The sequence below is a fragment of the Rickettsiales endosymbiont of Stachyamoeba lipophora genome, from assembly GCF_003932735.1.
In the GTDB taxonomy this organism is placed as follows: Bacteria; Pseudomonadota; Alphaproteobacteria; order Rickettsiales; family 33-17; genus RICK01.
Genome location: NZ_CP033611.1, coordinates 199,207 through 217,246 on the forward strand (window position 1 = coordinate 199,207; position 18,040 = coordinate 217,246).

General features: G+C 33.3%; 17 protein-coding genes. 6 read left to right on the forward strand and 11 right to left on the reverse strand.

Annotation, left to right across the window (positions count from 1 at the left end; all coding sequences use genetic code 11):
• Positions 1–523 precede the first annotated feature (523 nt).
• From groL to EF513_RS00895, 5 genes are all read right to left on the reverse strand, one after another.
• Positions 524–2,176: a chaperonin GroEL gene (gene groL / locus EF513_RS00875; RefSeq protein ID WP_125215532.1), complete on the reverse strand. Its 1,653-nt coding sequence runs from the start codon at positions 2,174–2,176 to the stop codon at positions 524–526.
• A gap of 18 nt (positions 2,177–2,194) precedes the next feature.
• Positions 2,195–2,488, reverse strand: a complete 294-nt coding sequence (gene groES, locus EF513_RS00880) for a co-chaperone GroES (protein ID WP_125215533.1) — start codon at positions 2,486–2,488, stop codon at positions 2,195–2,197.
• Positions 2,489–3,040: 552 nt separating this feature from the next.
• Complete coding sequence (locus tag EF513_RS00885; RefSeq protein WP_125215534.1) at positions 3,041–3,442, reverse strand: hypothetical protein; 402 nt, start codon at positions 3,440–3,442, stop codon at positions 3,041–3,043.
• 157 nt (positions 3,443–3,599) lie between these two features.
• Positions 3,600–4,358 carry a hypothetical protein gene (locus tag EF513_RS00890; RefSeq protein ID WP_125215535.1) on the reverse strand — a complete coding sequence of 253 codons (759 nt, stop codon included), beginning with the start codon at positions 4,356–4,358 and terminating at the stop codon, positions 3,600–3,602.
• Between the two features lie 441 nt (positions 4,359–4,799).
• Entirely contained in the window at positions 4,800–5,243 is a 444-nt protein-coding gene (locus EF513_RS00895; protein ID WP_125215536.1) for a hypothetical protein, read from the reverse strand.
• A 172-nt stretch (positions 5,244–5,415) separates the two neighbouring features.
• Between EF513_RS00895 and EF513_RS00900 the strand changes: the two genes are divergently transcribed.
• Positions 5,416–6,189, forward strand: coding sequence for a 3-hydroxybutyrate dehydrogenase (locus tag EF513_RS00900; RefSeq protein WP_125215537.1), 774 nt, complete (start codon positions 5,416–5,418; stop codon positions 6,187–6,189).
• Between the two features lie 25 nt (positions 6,190–6,214).
• On the opposite strand, the gene EF513_RS00905 is transcribed toward EF513_RS00900, so the two are convergent.
• The 6 genes from EF513_RS00905 to tyrS form a co-directional block, all read right to left on the reverse strand.
• Entirely contained in the window at positions 6,215–7,594 is a 1,380-nt protein-coding gene (locus tag EF513_RS00905) for a hypothetical protein (protein WP_125215538.1), read from the reverse strand.
• A 77-nt stretch (positions 7,595–7,671) separates the two neighbouring features.
• On the reverse strand, positions 7,672–8,496 hold the full coding sequence (locus EF513_RS00910) for a pentapeptide repeat-containing protein (RefSeq protein ID WP_125215539.1): 825 nt from the start codon (positions 8,494–8,496) through the stop codon (positions 7,672–7,674).
• 75 nt (positions 8,497–8,571) lie between these two features.
• Complete coding sequence (motA, locus tag EF513_RS00915) at positions 8,572–9,432, reverse strand: flagellar motor stator protein MotA (RefSeq protein ID WP_125215540.1); 861 nt, start codon at positions 9,430–9,432, stop codon at positions 8,572–8,574.
• Positions 9,433–9,535: 103 nt separating this feature from the next.
• The gene (locus tag EF513_RS00920) at positions 9,536–10,987 is read right to left on the reverse strand and encodes an NAD-dependent succinate-semialdehyde dehydrogenase (RefSeq protein ID WP_125215541.1); all 1,452 of its coding nucleotides are present in this window, start codon (positions 10,985–10,987) and stop codon (positions 9,536–9,538) included.
• Complete coding sequence (gene hflX / locus EF513_RS00925; RefSeq protein WP_206425205.1) at positions 10,971–12,254, reverse strand: GTPase HflX; 1,284 nt, start codon at positions 12,252–12,254, stop codon at positions 10,971–10,973. The genes EF513_RS00920 and hflX overlap by 17 nt, the downstream gene beginning before the upstream one ends.
• A 16-nt stretch (positions 12,255–12,270) precedes the next feature.
• Entirely contained in the window at positions 12,271–13,527 is a 1,257-nt protein-coding gene (tyrS, locus tag EF513_RS00930; RefSeq protein WP_125215542.1) for a tyrosine--tRNA ligase, read from the reverse strand.
• A gap of 65 nt (positions 13,528–13,592) precedes the next feature.
• Here tyrS and EF513_RS00935 point away from each other — a divergent pair, with 65 nt between their 5' ends.
• The 5 genes from EF513_RS00935 (at position 13,593) to mltG (ending at position 17,996) form a co-directional block, all read left to right on the forward strand.
• Positions 13,593–14,642 carry a hypothetical protein gene (locus EF513_RS00935; RefSeq protein ID WP_125215543.1) on the forward strand — a complete coding sequence of 350 codons (1,050 nt, stop codon included), beginning with the start codon at positions 13,593–13,595 and terminating at the stop codon, positions 14,640–14,642.
• A gap of 75 nt (positions 14,643–14,717) precedes the next feature.
• Complete coding sequence (gene fabG / locus EF513_RS00940) at positions 14,718–15,455, forward strand: 3-oxoacyl-[acyl-carrier-protein] reductase (protein WP_125215544.1); 738 nt, start codon at positions 14,718–14,720, stop codon at positions 15,453–15,455.
• A gap of 28 nt (positions 15,456–15,483) precedes the next feature.
• On the forward strand, positions 15,484–15,729 hold the full coding sequence (locus tag EF513_RS00945) for an acyl carrier protein (RefSeq protein WP_125215545.1): 246 nt from the start codon (positions 15,484–15,486) through the stop codon (positions 15,727–15,729).
• A 29-nt stretch (positions 15,730–15,758) separates the two neighbouring features.
• Entirely contained in the window at positions 15,759–17,018 is a 1,260-nt protein-coding gene (fabF, locus tag EF513_RS00950) for a beta-ketoacyl-ACP synthase II (protein ID WP_206425217.1), read from the forward strand.
• 15 nt (positions 17,019–17,033) lie between these two features.
• Positions 17,034–17,996 carry an endolytic transglycosylase MltG gene (gene mltG / locus EF513_RS00955; RefSeq protein WP_125215547.1) on the forward strand — a complete coding sequence of 321 codons (963 nt, stop codon included), beginning with the start codon at positions 17,034–17,036 and terminating at the stop codon, positions 17,994–17,996.
• Positions 17,997–18,040 lie beyond the last annotated feature (44 nt).

Consider the following 18,040-nt stretch of genomic DNA (forward strand, 5'->3'; position numbering starts at 1 on the left):
TATTTGGGTTATCAAATAATGTTTTTATTACTCAGATCTGCACGTGGCAATGCTTTAGGACAAGTTTACGTCTTGCCTTAACCTCAGCAACCGTCATTATACTATTTATGCTTATTGATCGGTAGCTTTTAAGCTTCTTATGTAGCTGTTAGTAAAGGCCTGTGGATATACAAATACTCTGATTGAACAAATTAAATTATAAATTTATAGCCTTGTCAGGCTTCCCAAGAAAAAACCATAAAATTTTTACATATTACGATAATTATTGTTATAAAGAACATCTCTGATCAAATGCTTTTTTAATAAAATTAAACCTTTCAAACGGATTTTCTTAAAGCTTAATAAGAAGGCCTCTGTCATTATTTGGCTAAGATAGGTACACACAATCTAGGAACTTTACTTTTGGTTTAGAAACAGGCCTTATTTTTGTTGAAAGTTATTATTGCAGTTAGCAAATTCAAATAAAAAGAGGAGTGTTTAAAACACTCCTCTTTAACGTGATAAATGTAGTGGGGGGGTTGAATTAGAAATCCATTCCGCCCATGCCACCCATGCCACCCATTCCACCAGCTGGCATCCCAGCAGGCTTATTATCTTCAGGCATATCAACAATTGCTGCCTCAGTAGTAATAAAGAGACCAGCAACAGAAGCTGCATCTTCAAGTGCAGTACGTACTACTTTAGTTGGATCAATGATACCAGCTTTAAGCATATCAACATATTCATGATTTTGAGCATCAAAACCATAATTATTATCCTTGCTATCAACTAACTTTGAAACCACTACTGCACCATCAATTCCTGCATTAGCTGCAATTTGACGAAGCGGAGCTTCAAGTGCACGTTTAATAATTTTTACACCGGCCTTTTGATCATCATTTTCTACTTGAAGATTTTCAAGAATTCTAGCTGCATAAAAAAGTGTTACACCACCACCTGCAACCACACCTTCAGCTACTGCTGCACGAGTTGCATTTAATGCGTCATCTACACGATCTTTACGCTCTTTCACTTCAACTTCAGTAGCACCACCAACTTTAAGTACAGCTACACCGCCTGAAAGTTTAGCCAAACGCTCTTGTAGCTTTTCACGATCATAATCAGAAGTAGTTTCTTCAACTTGCTTACGAATTTGATTACATCTTGCTTGAATATCATTTTTATCACCTTCGCCATCTACAATTGTAGTATGATCTTTAGTAATAACTACACGTTTACAAGTACCAAGCATGCTTACATTGACACTCTCAAGTTTCATGCCAAGGTCTTCGCTAATTACTTGCCCGCCAGTAAGAATTGCAATATCATCTAACATTGCTTTTCTTCTATCACCAAAACCTGGAGCTTTTACAGCAGCCACTTTAAGACCACCACGAAGCCTATTAACTACTAAAGTTGCAAGTGCTTCACCTTCAATATCTTCAGCTATAATTAAAAGCGGACGACCTGATTGTACTACCGCTTCTAAAAGTGGTAACATTGGTTGGAGAGCTGTAAGCTTTTTTTCGTAAAGAAGAATGAAAGGCCTATCAAGCTCAGCAGTCATTTTTTCACCATTGGTTACAAAATATGGTGAAAGATATCCACGGTCAAACATCATACCTTCAACCACGTCAATATCAAAGCCTAAACCTTTGTTTTCTTCAACAGTGATTACACCTTCTTTGCCTACTCTTTTCATTGCTTCAGCAAGTTTTTCGCCAATTTCTTTATCGCCATTGGCAGAAATGGTAGCAACTTGAGAAATTTCATTCTCAGAACCAATTGACTTACTAACTTTAGCAATATGTTCTTTAATTGCATCAACTGCTTTATCAATACCACGCTTAACATCCATAGGATTGTAACCAGCACTGACGATCTTATGACCTTCATTAATAATTGCACGTGCTAGGACGGTTGCTGTAGTAGTACCGTCGCCTGTTAAATCATTAGTTTTAGAGGCCACTTCTTTAACAAGTTGTGCACCCAAATTTAAGAAAGGATCTTTAAGCTCAATTGCTTTAGCAACCGTTACACCATCTTTAGTAATATGCGGCGCACCAAATTTCTTTTCAATAACAACATTACGACCTTTAGGACCAAGAGTTACAGCAACAGCATCAGCAAGCTGATTTGCACCCTCAATCATTTTTTGACGAACACTCATATTATGTTCAATTATTTTTGCGGACATATATTTATTCTCCTAGGATTAATTTTCTAAAATACCAATAAGGTCACTTTCTTTCATAACTAATACTTCTTTGCCATCAAGCTTGATTTCTGTACCAGCCCATTTAGCAAACAATACGGTGTCGCCAACTTTAACATCAAGTGAAATTAACTTACCATTTTCATCCCTAACACCTTGGCCAACAGCTATTACTTTGCCCTTTGATGGTTTTTCTTTGGCTGTATCTGGAATAATAATTCCTCCTGCGGTGGTGCTCTCTTCGTCAATACGTTCGATAGCAACACGATCCTTTAGTGGAACAAATTTTGCCATTTTTTATCTCTCCATAAAAAAAATTTAAGCATATCGTGAAGCACTGCTTCTGATAAAGCTATATAATAGTGCTTTTTCTTTATTCAAGTGGAGAAAATGAAAAATATAAGTTTTTATTGATATTAAAGAGAAAATTTATGATTAAACCATTAAGAAGTTTCTTTTATTGGTCCTAATTAGTGTTAAAAAATCAAAAGATGTCATTACCTTTAAGCCAATGTTTCCTAGCTTTTTAATTATTGGTCTGATATTTACCTATCTAATGGTCCCCTCGACATTCTTAGCAAGCATCAATATTTTTATCTTATTATTTAACTATAGAAGGTTATTACTTTTGATTAGTGTTAATATTATTTAAAGACTTTAGATCAATATTGGATAATCTTTACTTACATACCCTAGATACCCAAATTATTCTTATACAAATTTTGGTGATATAACAAAGAACCCTAGCAAAGTATTAACCAACTTATTCATACACACACCTATTTTATCACGGCATGAAACCCTATTACCATTCCTTTTATCAATTTATTAATTACATCAACAATCCTACCTATTGGACCTGGAAGATACATCCCCTCTTACCAGCAGTAGCTTTTTCATGATATTATTATCAGCCAACATTCGAGTAAAGCTTTTTGGTGAATTCATCTCATGGTATCCTGCCGCTCCGATAGCCGCAAAATCCAATACTAATGTAACAAGATTGATAGCACCGCATACATATTGTTGTGCTAAATCATTATCTTTAATTACCGATTGCTCAAAATAATTTTCATCTTCTTCATCTCTAGCTATTTCGGCAAGAGAAAAATTTAATTTAAAACCAGTATTTAATAACAAATTACTTAAAATTTTTAACCCATTGTTGACCAATAAATGTATTACTATTGGCACTAGCATTCTTACAGCTAATATTGAAAATGCTTTTATAATATCTTTCAAGATCATCATTTTTTATAAATTTGTTAATTAGTTTAAATATAATATAGCATGTAAGCTTAAATACTTAAATTAAATTTGAGCTCAATCTAATATAAAGTTTACTTATAAAAAGCCCACTTGAATAAATTCAAAATGAGCTTTTTAATTGAAACAGAACTTAAAATTAAGCGCTCACTCCAACTCCAGCCTGAGCTCCATTATTAGTGTTAGCTTTAGAAGCATCAACAGCCTCAGCAAAGGTAGCAGCTTTATTTTTATTGGTGTTAGCTGTCCCAGAACTATTCACTGCACCAGTGGTGGATTGCTGTGCAGCCGCTGCGGTGGCTGCAGTTCCAGGAGCAGTATTACTTCTTTCTACCTTCACCTCCTCAGATCGAATGTGTTCTTGCTGCGTATCGTTTATTGTTGTATTCACACGCTTAACTTGATCGCCAACCGGCTTCAATTCTACACCGATATGCGTTTTTTCTACAGTAGGAGCCTTGTTATTGTCGTCGTTAGTTCCCATTAGCGTCTTAACCCAACTGTAATTTCCCAATTGATCGACAAAAGTCTCTCTTGTAGAAATCTCTTTTTTTATACCTACAAGTCCTGCTACGCCAGCTGCTATGTAGCTAGCAATATTTATAGCACCTTGTATCACTTCTCTCTTAGTAGATAAGTTTGATACTATTTCAGACCACATAGCTAGATTTTTTCCAGCCACAGAAGGGGTAGGCTGCACAGCCACAACTTTAGTTGGAGCTATATTTTTTAACATCGGTAAGTTAACACCTAACAGAAAATTTGCTAAAAGCTTTAAAGTTACCTCTACACCTATTGCTAATAAAATTGGAAATGCTACTGTCCTCCATAAAAACAGTAGCATCGATTTCATTAGCTCTGCACCTGATTTAACCGTATTTGTAATTGTATCCCACATAGTAAACCTCATTGAAAATTTTAATATAATTTATTATATTGATTTTAATAAAAAGATGAATATTCACCCGCTTATTAAATCTATTATGAAATATTAAAATCTTCGCTCAACGTGAAATAATATTTTTTATAACTATTTATTAAGCTTAAAGGCTTAGGTAATAATTATATGTATAATTATTACGATCAGAAATGAAATTGTTTACTAAATTCAGAATATAAAAAACCAAGATAATCATTTTATTAGCTACTATTCTGCACAAATAGTAAACAGCAAACACTGCTATGATTCAGGAAATTCTTTCAAAGCTTAAAAAATAATATTGTTATTTCCTTTAAAGCCCAGATGATGAATATAAGATTCATAAGTCGTTAAACGAAGTAACTATTACATAAATTATTCATGAAATAGAAGAATCAATTTAAATGACCAGCTAAACCATCACTTTGTTAATTTTTTCTTTTTTTTCGTAAGTTGTTTTTTATTCCTTATATAATCGTTTTGAACATGTAGATGGTTAGTATAATGTCCTCTATAGTTGTAATATACAGGAAGGTTGGTAAAATTCTCCATTGCCTCCTTGCATAAATTATAGCAATCAATAGGAACTTCTTTTTTATGGAATTGATATTCTTTATGGTCAAAAAATTCTTCCATATTTAAACCCTGCCACTCTTTTCCATCAAAAATATCCATCTTAAAATATCCGGCATAACCTTTATCAAAATAATTACCTAGCATCCCACTTTTAGGGCTAGCATCATCATTAAGATAAAACATAATATCCCCTTTTTGAGGAATAGCTAATTGTTCCTCATCTTCATATTTAAGATAAAGGTTACCATTTATTATAAGTGATTTAATATTTTTAGGCTTACCGCGCATATTTTTTGCTAATTTTATATTTAATATATTCTTTAAAAATTCAATCTATTATTTTTTCATTAATTTGCAAAGATTTTATACTAAACTATTAAGATAAGTTTGATTTGATGTTTTTAAAAAATTCTATTACTTTTTAAGAAATCCACCATTAATATTTATTTTAGAGTAATTTATGAAAACAGCTCTTGTTACCGGATCTACAAGTGGTATTGGCCTAGCTATAGCTGAGAAATTAGCCAAAGCCGGATTTAATTTATGCATCAATGGATTTGGCGACCTACAAGAGATTAACAAACTATGCTTACAACTAAGTGATGAATTTAATATTACCACAGTTTATCACCCTGCAGATTTAAGTAAAAAGGAACAAGTAACAGAACTTATTGAGTATACTTATAAAACTTTTAATAAAATAGATGTACTTGTTAATAACGCAGGCATTCAATATGTCTCACCTATTGAAGAATTTCCTGATGCTAAGTGGCAACAAATAATTGATATTAACCTTTCAGCAGTTTTTTATAGTATTAAACATGCTTTACCCATTATGAGACAGCAACAATGGGGAAGAATTATTAATATTGCCTCCACTCACGGTCAAGTTGCTTCAGTCAACAAATCTGCATATGTGGCAAGCAAGCATGGCATTATCGGACTAACTAAAGTTACCGCTCTTGAAACTGCCGGTAGCGGCATTACTTGTAATGCTATCTGCCCTGGGTGGGTGCATACTCCCTTAGTCCAAAAACAGATTGATGCAATCGCTGAACAAAACCACCTTACCAATGAAGAAGCGACCATTAAATTACTTGCAGAAAAGCAACCATCTAAAATTTTTACTAAACCTGGCGATATTGGGGATATGGTAGTATTTTTGACTACCGAAGCTGGTAATAATATTACCGGAACAAATTTAACCTTAGATGGTGGCTGGACAGCTCAATAAAAAATTTACTTTTTATTTCTATTTGTTAGGTTATAGTATTGCTTCTTTTCTTTACTTGTGGATTCATTGCCGCCGGTGAAGAATGTACGTTATTCTCTCTTCTTTTTACCATTTTACCTAAATCATTTTTTAATTTATCAAGTTTTTCTTGGTCTTGAGGAGGAAAATCTTTATTAATCTTTGCAGAAACTTCTGTTATTGGTTGCATCTTACGTGATACTTTTCTAGGGGGTAGAGATTTTGGTACACTATTTATACAAGTATCTTTAAATTCTTTTCTAGTTTCAATATTAATAGGTTTTGAAAAAGTTTTAAGCAGGTTATTTAGAAACCCAGCTGCTTTGCCTACGCCCGATTTAAGCACTTGCTGTACTTCTTCTTGATATTTTTTACCAACATTATCAAAATTTTTAGCCAACTCTTTATTTTGCTCTTTGGTTAAATCCACTCTCATACAATTATACTTTGACTGAGGGGCGGCTATATTAGCACTTTCTTTCACTATTTTCTTTGCCAAGTCTTTCATTTTTCCTATACCAAAAGAGGAAAATTCATTGGCATGGCCAAGTGAGGAGTGCTTACCAAATGGTTGGGATTGTGATTTACTACCATGCTCTGCCGTTTCAATACCAATCATTATTCCACCAGGAATACCTTTTGCAATATCTGGCTTTTGATGGTGAATTAATATATGCCCATGACCACCGGTAATATCAATTTTATTACCTAAAATATCTTGATTACCAAGCCCGCCAGAAGCAATTACCATTCCATATTCTTCAAAAGTTGGCTCTGGTATAATATTATGTATAAAATTTTTTAATGGTATTAAATTTGGATATTTTTGAGAATATTCATCGGCAAGATTACGAATTGCTTTGAATATCCCTCTAGTTTTAATTTCTTCAAATTCCCCCTTCTGTTCATCCCATTTTAATTCATGGGTAGAGGCTGTTCGTTTAAAAATTGCTTTATTTTCTTTGATTGCATCTTCACTATGATATTTAGTTGAAGTTACATCTTGCTTTACACCTCCTATGAATCGTTCAAAAAAATTTTTATCATTAGCATCATAAGTAATCATTATTCTGCCACCTATTTGCATATAAATAAATGGATTGGCTAAATCTTTTGTTCCATCTTCTGGATTTCCTCTAACTTCTAACCCTTGCTGCACTAACGTAAGGGCATTCACTAATACTGTATTGGCTTTAATATTCACTGCTGCTTTAGGATCTAACTGAGGCTCTTGCCCTTGAGATAACGACTTTGAATCAACCTTCCAACTGCTAACATCTAAAGTATCTTTAAACTGATCGGCGGCATAACTAACAATCTCTTCTACAGATTTGCTATTATATTCTTGTCTGTATTTTTTAAGGCTGGAATAAAATTTACTAGGCATAATTACCAATATATAAATATATTAATAATTATATCACTTTTTAACCTTAAAGCACAATTAATAAATAAGTTAATTTATTAATTGTTATAGGTATAATCTTCTATTACTTTTTGATATTCATAATCGACATTTTTAAGAGGATAGGTTTTTGTCCTAGTAAGCTTATTATCACTAAATTTTGCTTCTTTTATTCTAATGCCACGAATATCTGCTCTTGTTAAATCACATTCGTAAAATTCTGCATCTTTAACATTAGCATTATTTAATTTAGCCATAAATAAATTAGCTCTTTTAAAAGTGCTTCTTTCCAAATTAGCATTTACAAGATTTGCTTTAATTAATTTTGCATTATTAAAATTACTTAAACTTAGGTCATTTCCTGCAAGTTTAACATTTTCTAAGTTAGCACCGTCAAATTGCACTCCGCTTAACGTAGAATTAAAAAATACAGCACTAGTCAAATTAGCACCTGAAAATTTAGCATTATTAAGATTGCAATTAACAAAGCTAGCAAAACTCAAATCAGCCAACCCAAAATCTGCGTCTCTAAAATCAACTCCAATAAATATGGCACTACTAGCATCAGCCGCTTTAAATGTTGCACCTCGCATTTTAACATCTTGAAAATACCCTTGCTCAATGTTAGTAAGATCAAAATTAGATTCTTTTAAACTTGCTGATTCTACTACTATCTGGCGTGCATATACTTTGCCCATATTTAAGCCATCTAGATTTTCACCATATTGCTTAACTAAATCAATGGGTTTAGCATTATTTTTGCTATAAATAATATAATTTTCTAGGTTTAAGACGGTTGGTAAATCTGGTTTTTTAAAAAAATCAAAGCCAGCATGAGCATTATTAATAAATAAAAAGGCTATAATATAAAAATATCTAAACATTGAAACTAAATTTTAAAACTATTTATTTGTTATTAAAAACAAAAAATATTAAAATGCAATAACTACTTATAATATTTATTTACGATTCTGCTGCATTTCTTCAACTTCTAAGAAAGTTGGTTGTTCATGAGTGGGAATATTACTTCTACCCATTTCACAAGAAATTTGAGGCGCATGCCCTTGCAGATGCGCTACAAAAACTTTTTTAATCACTATATAAAGCTTAGAATGGTCGTCATAGTAAGCTTTAACTTTTTGAGACATTGGTCCAATAAAACAATAAGCTAAGAACACCCCTAAAAACGTTCCTACCAACGCCCCACCAATCATTGCACCCAATATTGTAGGAGGTTGATCAATACTGGCCATGGTTTTAATTACCCCAAGAACCGCAGCTACGATACCAATGGCAGGCAATCCATCCGCTACACTTTGGAGCGCATGAGAAGTTTCTAAAGACTCATGATGATGTTTCTCTATTTGAGCCTCAAGCAAATCATCCATCTGATATGGGTTATCCATATTCATCGTCATAAGCCTTAATGTGCTTACTATAAAATCTAGGGCAAAATGATCGTGCAATATTTTAGCATTTTGATTAAAAAGCTCACTTTCCTCAGGTTTTTCTAGGTGCTTTTCAATTTCAAGCAAACCTTTACTACGCATAGTTTTACAAATTTGGAACAACATCCATAATAGATCAAGATAATCATCTTTTGTCCAAGCTGGTTTAACAAAAATAACTTTAAAATCACGCAATGTAGCCTTAACAATATCCGATTTATTTGCAACTAAAAAAGCCCCTACCACTGCTCCGCATATAGTTATCATTTCATGTGGAAGAGCATGAAGAATTACCGCAAATTTACCTCCAGCAAGCCCATACCCACCAAACACCATGATAAAAGTTACGATAATACCAATTATTGAGAGCATTTTTTTAAATTAAGTTAAAGTTATATTGATTATTATATACTAAACTTAAAAGAAAATGAATTAATATTTTAATTATACTGTATTATATCAACAGCATATAGTTTTAAAATCCAATATATTTTGTATTAAGATATTCAAATATCCCTTCCTTTCCACCTTCTCTACCAAACCCAGAGGCTTTAATTCCTCCAAAAGGTATTAAAGAATCAGAAATACGAGCATCATTAATACCTATCATGCCAAATTCTAAATTAGTAGCAAAGTTATAATTCCTACCTTCATCTTCACCGCAAATATAAGCAGCAAGCCCATACTCAGTTTGATTAGCAAGGGCTAGCACCTGCTCTTCATTATCAAAAGTAGTAATAGTCACCACTGGACCAAAAATTTCTTGCTTAAAAATATCCATGCTAGGAGTAACCCCTGTTACAATCCCTGGGCTAAAAAAGCAGCCTTGCTTGCCTATTCTCTCTGCTCCAAACAACATTGTGGCACCTTCTTGTTTGGCATCTTTTATTAATTTTTCTATATTATTAATAGCTGAAAAATTAATGAGTGCTCCTAAATCATTTTGCTCATCAAGCCCGTTACCTACTTTTAAAGATTTTATTCGATCATAAATTTTTTCAATAAATTGATCTACTATCTCTTTATCTATCAATACACGGTTAATAGCTATACAGCTCTGACCATTGTTTCTAAACTTACCATTCATCAACATATCAATGGCTTTATTAAGGTTAGCATCTTTAAACACTACAAAAGGAGCATTGCCTCCTAATTCCATAGATAGACGTTTTAGTGTGCCGCTCGATTGGTTCATCAATATTTTTCCAACTCGGGTGGAGCCGGTGAAGCTTAGTTTTCTAATTCTGAAATCTTGAGTCAAGATTTTTCCTATTTCAACTGCATTTCCTACTAGCATTTGTAAAGAATTAATAGGAGCTGTTGTTTTAAGAAAAAGATTTAAAGTAGCAAGTGCTGAAAAAGGAGTTAATTCTGATAGCTTAACAAGCATAGGGCAGCTTGCTGCAAAACTAGCTGCAAATTTTCTTATATACATAGCTATGGGAAAGTTCCACGGCGTAATACTTGCTGTTACTCCTACCGGTTCATGTATTACCGTTCTAGTTTTAAAGATATCATTTGAAGTGACAAAGTAATTTGGATTAGTCTTAATTATTAAGGCAAAATGGCGAATATATGATAAGGCATACTGCACCTCACTTCTAGATTCTTTTAAAGTTTTACCTTGTTCTAAAGTAATAATATGTGCTAAATTTTCTAAATTGTTCTCTATCAAAACCCCCCAGTGTATCAGTATATTTGCACGCTCTATGAAAGAAGTTTTGGCTAAATCCTTTAAGGCTTTTTCGCTAGCAGCAATTGCCTGATATACTAGGCTTTCATTAACGATTGTTACATTGCCAATTACTTTGTTATCAGCTGGGTTTAATACTTCTTGCACTTCCGAAGAAGCTATAAAAGTACCATTTACAAAAGATTGATTAATAAAAAGAGGGTTATTATCAAGTTGATCAAGAAGGTAAGACATACTTAGCTTGCCATTTTGCTAGGTTAACACGCGAAATCAATACTAATAGTTTAATTTCTAAATCTGCATGTTCAACTGAAATTACATTAGCATGACGATAAATCCATGCTAATTTTTCTCCTTCATTAGATTTTATTGTTATTTCCATGTTAATTTCATCAACGGCAAGGCATGCATCCAGCTGCTGAAGCAATAAATCTATGTTTTTATTTTCTAAGGCAGAAATTTCTAAACCATCAATTGGTTTAATAAAATCTATTTTTTTGGCATCCATTTTATTATACACATGAAGGGTTTGATATCGCCATTTTTCTTCTATACCTAATTCGGTAAGTATCTCTTCAACATTTTGAATATGATTTACCAAACTAGGGCTGGTTGAATCAATTACATGTAAAATGATATCAGCAGCAATTACCTCTTCTAAAGTAGCTCTAAACGCAGCAATTAACTGAGTTGGCAATTCTGAGATAAAGCCTACTGTATCTGAAAGTATTACGGTTTTTCTTGAAGGAAGTTTCACAATTCGCATAGTAGGATCAAGCGTTGCAAATAATTTATCCTCTGCAATAACGCTAGCTTTGGTGAGTAAATTAAACAATGTAGATTTGCCAGCATTAGTATAACCAACTATAGCTATAACCGGATATGGTACAATTTCACGAGATTTACGATGCAGTTCACGAGTAGTTTTAACTTTCTCAAGCTGTTTTCTAATGCGCTGCATCTCCTCTTTAATCATACGCTTATCAGCTTCTATTTGCGTTTCACCCGGGCCACCGATATTACCCAACCCTCCCCTTTGGCGTTCTAGGTGGGTCCACAATCTTACTAATCTAGATTTTTGATAATCTAGCTGTGCAAGACGCACTTGCAACTTACCTTCACTCGTATTAGCCCTGGAAGCGAAAATTTCTATAATCAAGCCTGTACGGTCAATCACCTTAACATTCCAGGCTTTTTCTAAATTACGCTGCTGTACTGGGGTAAGACTTAAATCAATATATACCAAAGATATATCTTCTTTTTTAATAACAGAATCAATCTCTTCAATTTTGCCTTTTTTTAACAAACAGCCCGGTTTAAAGCTATTTACCCTAAAGGTAATAACATCGATTACATTTAAATCTATTGAACGAGCCAAACCAAAAGCTTCTTTACTTTTATATTCTGCCATTTGAGCAGATATATTAAATTTTTGGAAAGGAACTATAATTAAACAATTGGGGTTTTGTAATTTTTCTAACGATACTCTCACTTGATCCACTGAAATTTTTACCTTTTTATTTTAATACTAGCAGAATATGTTTTTTCTTACCTACAGATAATTTTGTTTTTTGCTCTTCCACAAAATCACTTACACTCACTTTATATAATTCTTCTGTAATTGGTTGATCATTAATTTTAACAGCGTTACTTTTGATCATTCTTTTTGCTTCAGCTCCATTTGGGGTTAATCCAGCAGCTCTGATAATATCAAAAAGTAATCTGCCATCCGTTAATTCTTCTTTACTCAGCTCAAATTCAGGTAAACCCTCACCAGATTTTGCTGAGCCGAAAGTATTTTCTGCAGTAGCGCGAGCTTTTTGGGTTTCCTCCTCGCCATGGCAAAGTTTAGTAGCTTCGTCGGCTAACATCTTCTTAAGCTCATTAATATTTTGTGTTTCTAATGCTAACTGATCAATCTTTTCAACTTCCAGATCAGTAAACATTTTTAAAAACTTTATTACATCCCGATCATCAACGTTACGCCAAAATTGCCAATAATCATATGGTGCGAGCATATCACCATTAAGCCATACAGCTCCATTTTCAGTTTTACCCATTTTAGCACCACCGGCAGTAGTAATAAGAGGAGTGGTTAAGCCAAAACATTCCTTAAGAGCCAATTTTCGTGATAAATCCACCCCGTTAATTATATTGCTCCATTGATCACTGCCACCAATTTGCACTTGGCACTGAGAATGTTCATTTAAATAGGCAAAGTCATAGGCTTGCAATAGCATGTAATTAAATTCTAAAAATGAAAGGCTTTGCTCTCTTTCTAAACGTAATTTGACACTATCCATAGTAAGCATCCGATTGACTGAAAAATGGCGCCCATAATCCCTTAAAAACTCTAAGTAGTTTAGCTTACATAACCAATCGGCATTATTAACCATTTTAGCATCATTTGTATCACTACCGAATTTAATATATTTTGCAAAAATTTGTTTCATACCATCCATATTTTCCTGAATGGCAGTTGTAGCCAGCATTTTACGTTCTTGATCTTTAAATGATGGATCACCTATTAAGGTAGTACCTCCTCCCATCAAAACTATTGGTTTGTGCCCATGTTTTTGTAATAGTCTTAAAATCATAATCTGCATAAGACTGCCTACATGAAGAGACTTAGCAGTACAATCAAAACCTAAATATACAATAGCACTTTTGGAAGCAAATAACTCATCTAATTGCGCTAAGTCAGTAGCTTGATAAAAATAACCTCTAGCACAAAATTCTTTTAAAAATCCGCTTTTAAAATGGTGGTTTTGCATATTACCCCTTTAATTTCTACAATATATTGATTATAATTAATTATCTAACTTCAATAAGTTTCAGAATGCAGTCTAATTTAGCTAAAAAAATCTTTAACAGATTAAAGCATTCCTTTGATAATAAAATTAATGATAAAAGTAAAGCTATCATAGCATCAATTTTAGGAATAATGAATTCTAATGATCAGGAAGAAGATCAGGCAATCAATAAATATATTAAAAATTTACAAAATTTCTTTAATGAACCAGAATCACTAAAGAAAATAGCTAACATGGAGACAGAAGAACAAGGAACCTTCCTAAGTTTTGTAGCTTTTGGGGTTTCCAGAGCCAAAGAACATAATCAATTAATGAAGGATTTTAGCAAAGAACAAATCTATACTGCTATTATCCAAGAATTAGGCAAGGGTACCGACCAGCCTAAAAAGCTAGAATTTAATAAACAAATCAATCAAGAGATTGATAAAGCTATTGAGCAAAATACAGAAGTAGAATTGAGCGAAAATGAAATAGAGCAAGAACCGAAATATGAAAAGAAACTAAGAGCCTTTGCCAAACTACTTAGACACAAAAACAAATTAGCAAGCATTATTGCAAATATTCTTCAACAAATCCAAGCGGCACATTTAAAACCTGAACAAAAGAAAAATATAGGACGCAAAACTTTAATTGCCGCCTTAATATCAGCAAGCGTCGGGTTAGGCATTGCAGCGACCGGCGGGTTAAGCTTGATAGAATTACTACTACCTCTCTCTTTAGGCCTTAGTACTTCATATTTTATAAATAAAACTTTAACCAATGTGGCTGTACGGCAACAACTCACAGAACAAAAAAAATTTAAACTCAACAAAAGCGAAACAAAAGAATTATCTGATGAAATTTCTAAGTTTGTTGATGGATTAAAAAAAGAATTACAAAAAGAGCAAAACAAAGACCAAGCAAAAAGCTTAAAAGAGGTAACAAAAGATGAATCTATAGAATTTAGTCAAATCAAAGAAACCCTTCAAGGTGTTATGTCAAATAAATGTGATCTAACTAAAGAAACTTTCAATCAAAAATTATCAAAACGCTCAGAAACTCCAAGTAAAAAACCAGAACCTACTATTGGCAGATAAGTAAAATCACTTTTCCTTGACAATTGGGTAATTTAGTTTAAAGAGTTTAATGATATAAAATTAAAAGTAAATTTGATGCTTTTTAATTTCCAAAATAAAAAAGTTTTAGTTACTGGCGGAACTGGCGGCATTGGCGCAGGAATTGTTGAAGCATTTGCAAAACAAGGAGCTACCGTTTGCATTTCAGGAAGTAATGAACGTAAATTAGTTGAATTTTCTAAGCAAACCTCAATTGATCATTTTGTGGTTGCCAATTTAAAGGAAGTCAAAGAGGCTTCTTATTTAATTGAGCAGGCACATAGTAAATTAGGTGGCCTGGACATTGTAATTTGCAATGCTGGGATAACTAAGGATACTTTGGCATTGAGAATGAGCGATGAATATTTTGACGAAGTGCTAACTGTTAATTTAAAATCTGCGTTTGCTATCAATAGAGCATCGATTAAATTAATGCTCAAACAAAAATATGGTAGAATCATAAATATGACTTCTGTAGTTGCGGCAATGGGAAATGCAGGTCAAGCTAATTATGCTGCTTCAAAAGCTGGTCTTACTGGCATGAGTAAATCATTAGCACAAGAAGTGGCTAGCAAAGGTATTACCATTAATTGCGTTGCACCTGGATTTATAACCTCCCCTATGACAGATGTTTTAAACGACGAAATGAAACAAAAGTTTTTTTCTAAAATTCCGCGTGGTGAATTTGGCACTAAAGAAGATGTTGCAGCTGCTTGTTTATTTTTAGCAAGTGATGAAGCAAAATATATTACAGGCCAGACTATCCACGTCAACGGCGGATTAATCATGGTTTAACCAATTAACTTAATTAAGGATTTATAAAATGAATGAAATCGAAGCTCAAGTTCGTAAGATTGTTGCTGAACACTTAGATATTGATGAAACAAAAATTACTGAAAATTCATCTTTTGTTGATGATTTAGGCGCTGATAGTCTTGACCAAGTTGAACTAGTTATGGCTTTTGAAGATAAATTTGGTATTGCAATCCCTGATGATGCTGCAGAAAAAATTGCTACAGTTCGTGATGCTGTAAGCTTTATTCGTGCCAACATAGAAAATGCTAACTAATAAACAATCATTCTAATAGAAATTGCCCTATTATGAAAAGAGTAGTTATAACAGGTTTAGGATTAGTAACGCCGCTTGGTAGTGGTGTTACTTCTTGCTGGAACAATATTATTGCTGGAAAATCAGGTCTTAAAAAGATTGATCGTTTTGATGTCAGTGATCTTGCAGCTAAAGTTGCAGGATTAGTCCCTTCCAAGGAAGAAATTGATGGATTTGATCCAGATCTTTATATTTCAGCAAAAGAACAAAGAAAAATAGATCCTTTTATTACCTATGGTATCGCTGCTGCAATACAAGCAGTAGAAGATGCAGGATGGAAGCCAACAGATGAAGATTCATTAATCAGAACCGGCGTATTAATTGGTTCTGGAATTGGTGGATTATCTACTATCGAATATAATGCTCAGTTATTAAAAGAAGAAGGCCCTCGAAGAATCAGTCCTTTTTTCATACCAGCTTCTTTAATTAATCTTATCTCAGGGCATGTTTCAATTAAATATGGGTTTAAAGGCCCTAATCATGCAGTAGTTACCGCTTGCGCAACGGGTGCTCATGCTATTGGTGATGCTGCTCGCCTTATAACTTATGGAGATGCAGATGTTATGGTAGCAGGTGGAGCTGAAGCTGCTGTTTGTAGATTAGGGCTTGCAGGTTTTGCTGCAGCACGAGCTCTTTCAACAGGTTTTAATGATCGCCCTACTGAAGCTTCACGCCCATGGGATAAAGACCGTGATGGCTTTGTTATGGGAGAAGGAGCTGGCGTTTTAGTACTTGAAGAATATGAGCATGCTAAAAAACGTGGCGCTAAAATTTATGCAGAGGTGATTGGATATGGTTTATCAGGGGATGGTTACCATATTACTGCTCCTCATCCTGAAGGTGATGGCGGCTTTAGGGCTATGAAAGCTGCATTAAATAACGCTCAGATTTCTAGCGATAAGATAGATTATATTAATGCTCATGGCACTTCCACTCCTCTGGGTGACCAAATTGAGTTAAATGCAGTAAAAAGATTATTTGGAGAACATGCATATAATATATCCATGTCTTCAACCAAATCTGCTGTTGGGCATTTACTAGGCGCTACAGGAAGTGTAGAAGCAATATTTTCTATTCTTGCACTTCGAGATCAAATTGCTCCTCCAACTCTTAATCTACATAATCCATCTGAAGGATGCGATATAGATTTAGTTCCCTTAACTGCAAAAGAAAGAAAAATTGAGTATGCCTTGTCTAACTCATTTGGCTTTGGCGGTACTAATGCTTCTTTGATTTTCACAAAAATTTAAAAGAGTGATATTTTAATGATTAAAAAGCTACTGATTATTACCTTAATAATCAGTAGCTTTTTAACTTATCATAATACTTATCACCTTAAAAACTTAGAAATTGAAAGTTTTATTATTAATAAAGGCGAGCCTGCTTTTAAAGTTATTGATAATTTAGCTAAACAGAAAATTATTTCTTCTCCGCATTTTACTAAGGTATTATTTGCATTATATGCTTTTTTTACTAATGCATCAATTAAGCATGGCGAATATGAATTTAAAGGAAAATTTAATTTAAAGCTGATTATTAGAAAAATTACCCAAGGGGAAATTAAAATAAACTTTGTTACTATCCCCGAAGGATTGACCAATAAACAAATTATTCAAATTTTAAACAATTTACCGAAACTTACTGGCAATATCGAAATACCCATCAAAGAAGGAAGCATACTACCGGAAACTTATGATTATACTTTAGGAGATACTAGAACCAATCTATTATCTCGAATGATTAAATCACAGCAAAGTTTTCTTAATATTAACTCTTCCATTTTACCAAGCTATATAACAAAGTACGAAGAACTACTTACGTTAGCTTCAATTATCGAAAAAGAAGCTAAAGTTAATGAAGAACGAGAAATTATTAGCAGCGTATATCATAACAGATTAAAAATTAACATGATTTTACAGGCTGATCCTACTCTTATTTATGATATAAGACGCGGAGAAGATTTTAATTATATTTTAACTCGTAAAGATATTGAGTTAAACCAATCTAGATACAATACTTATAAATTTGCCGGGCTACCACCTACTCCTATATGCAATCCAGGCAAAGCCTCTATCATTGCAGCACTAAAACCTGCCAGTACTTATTATCTATATTTTGTCAGTCAAAATAATGGAGAACATTACTTTGCAAAAAATCTTACAGAACATTTAGAAAATGTTAGAAAATATCGCAGCTCTCAGGCTGCTAGTAATAAAGCAAACAAATAACCTATATTTAAAAATTAAGCCTGCATTGTTATATAATACAGGCT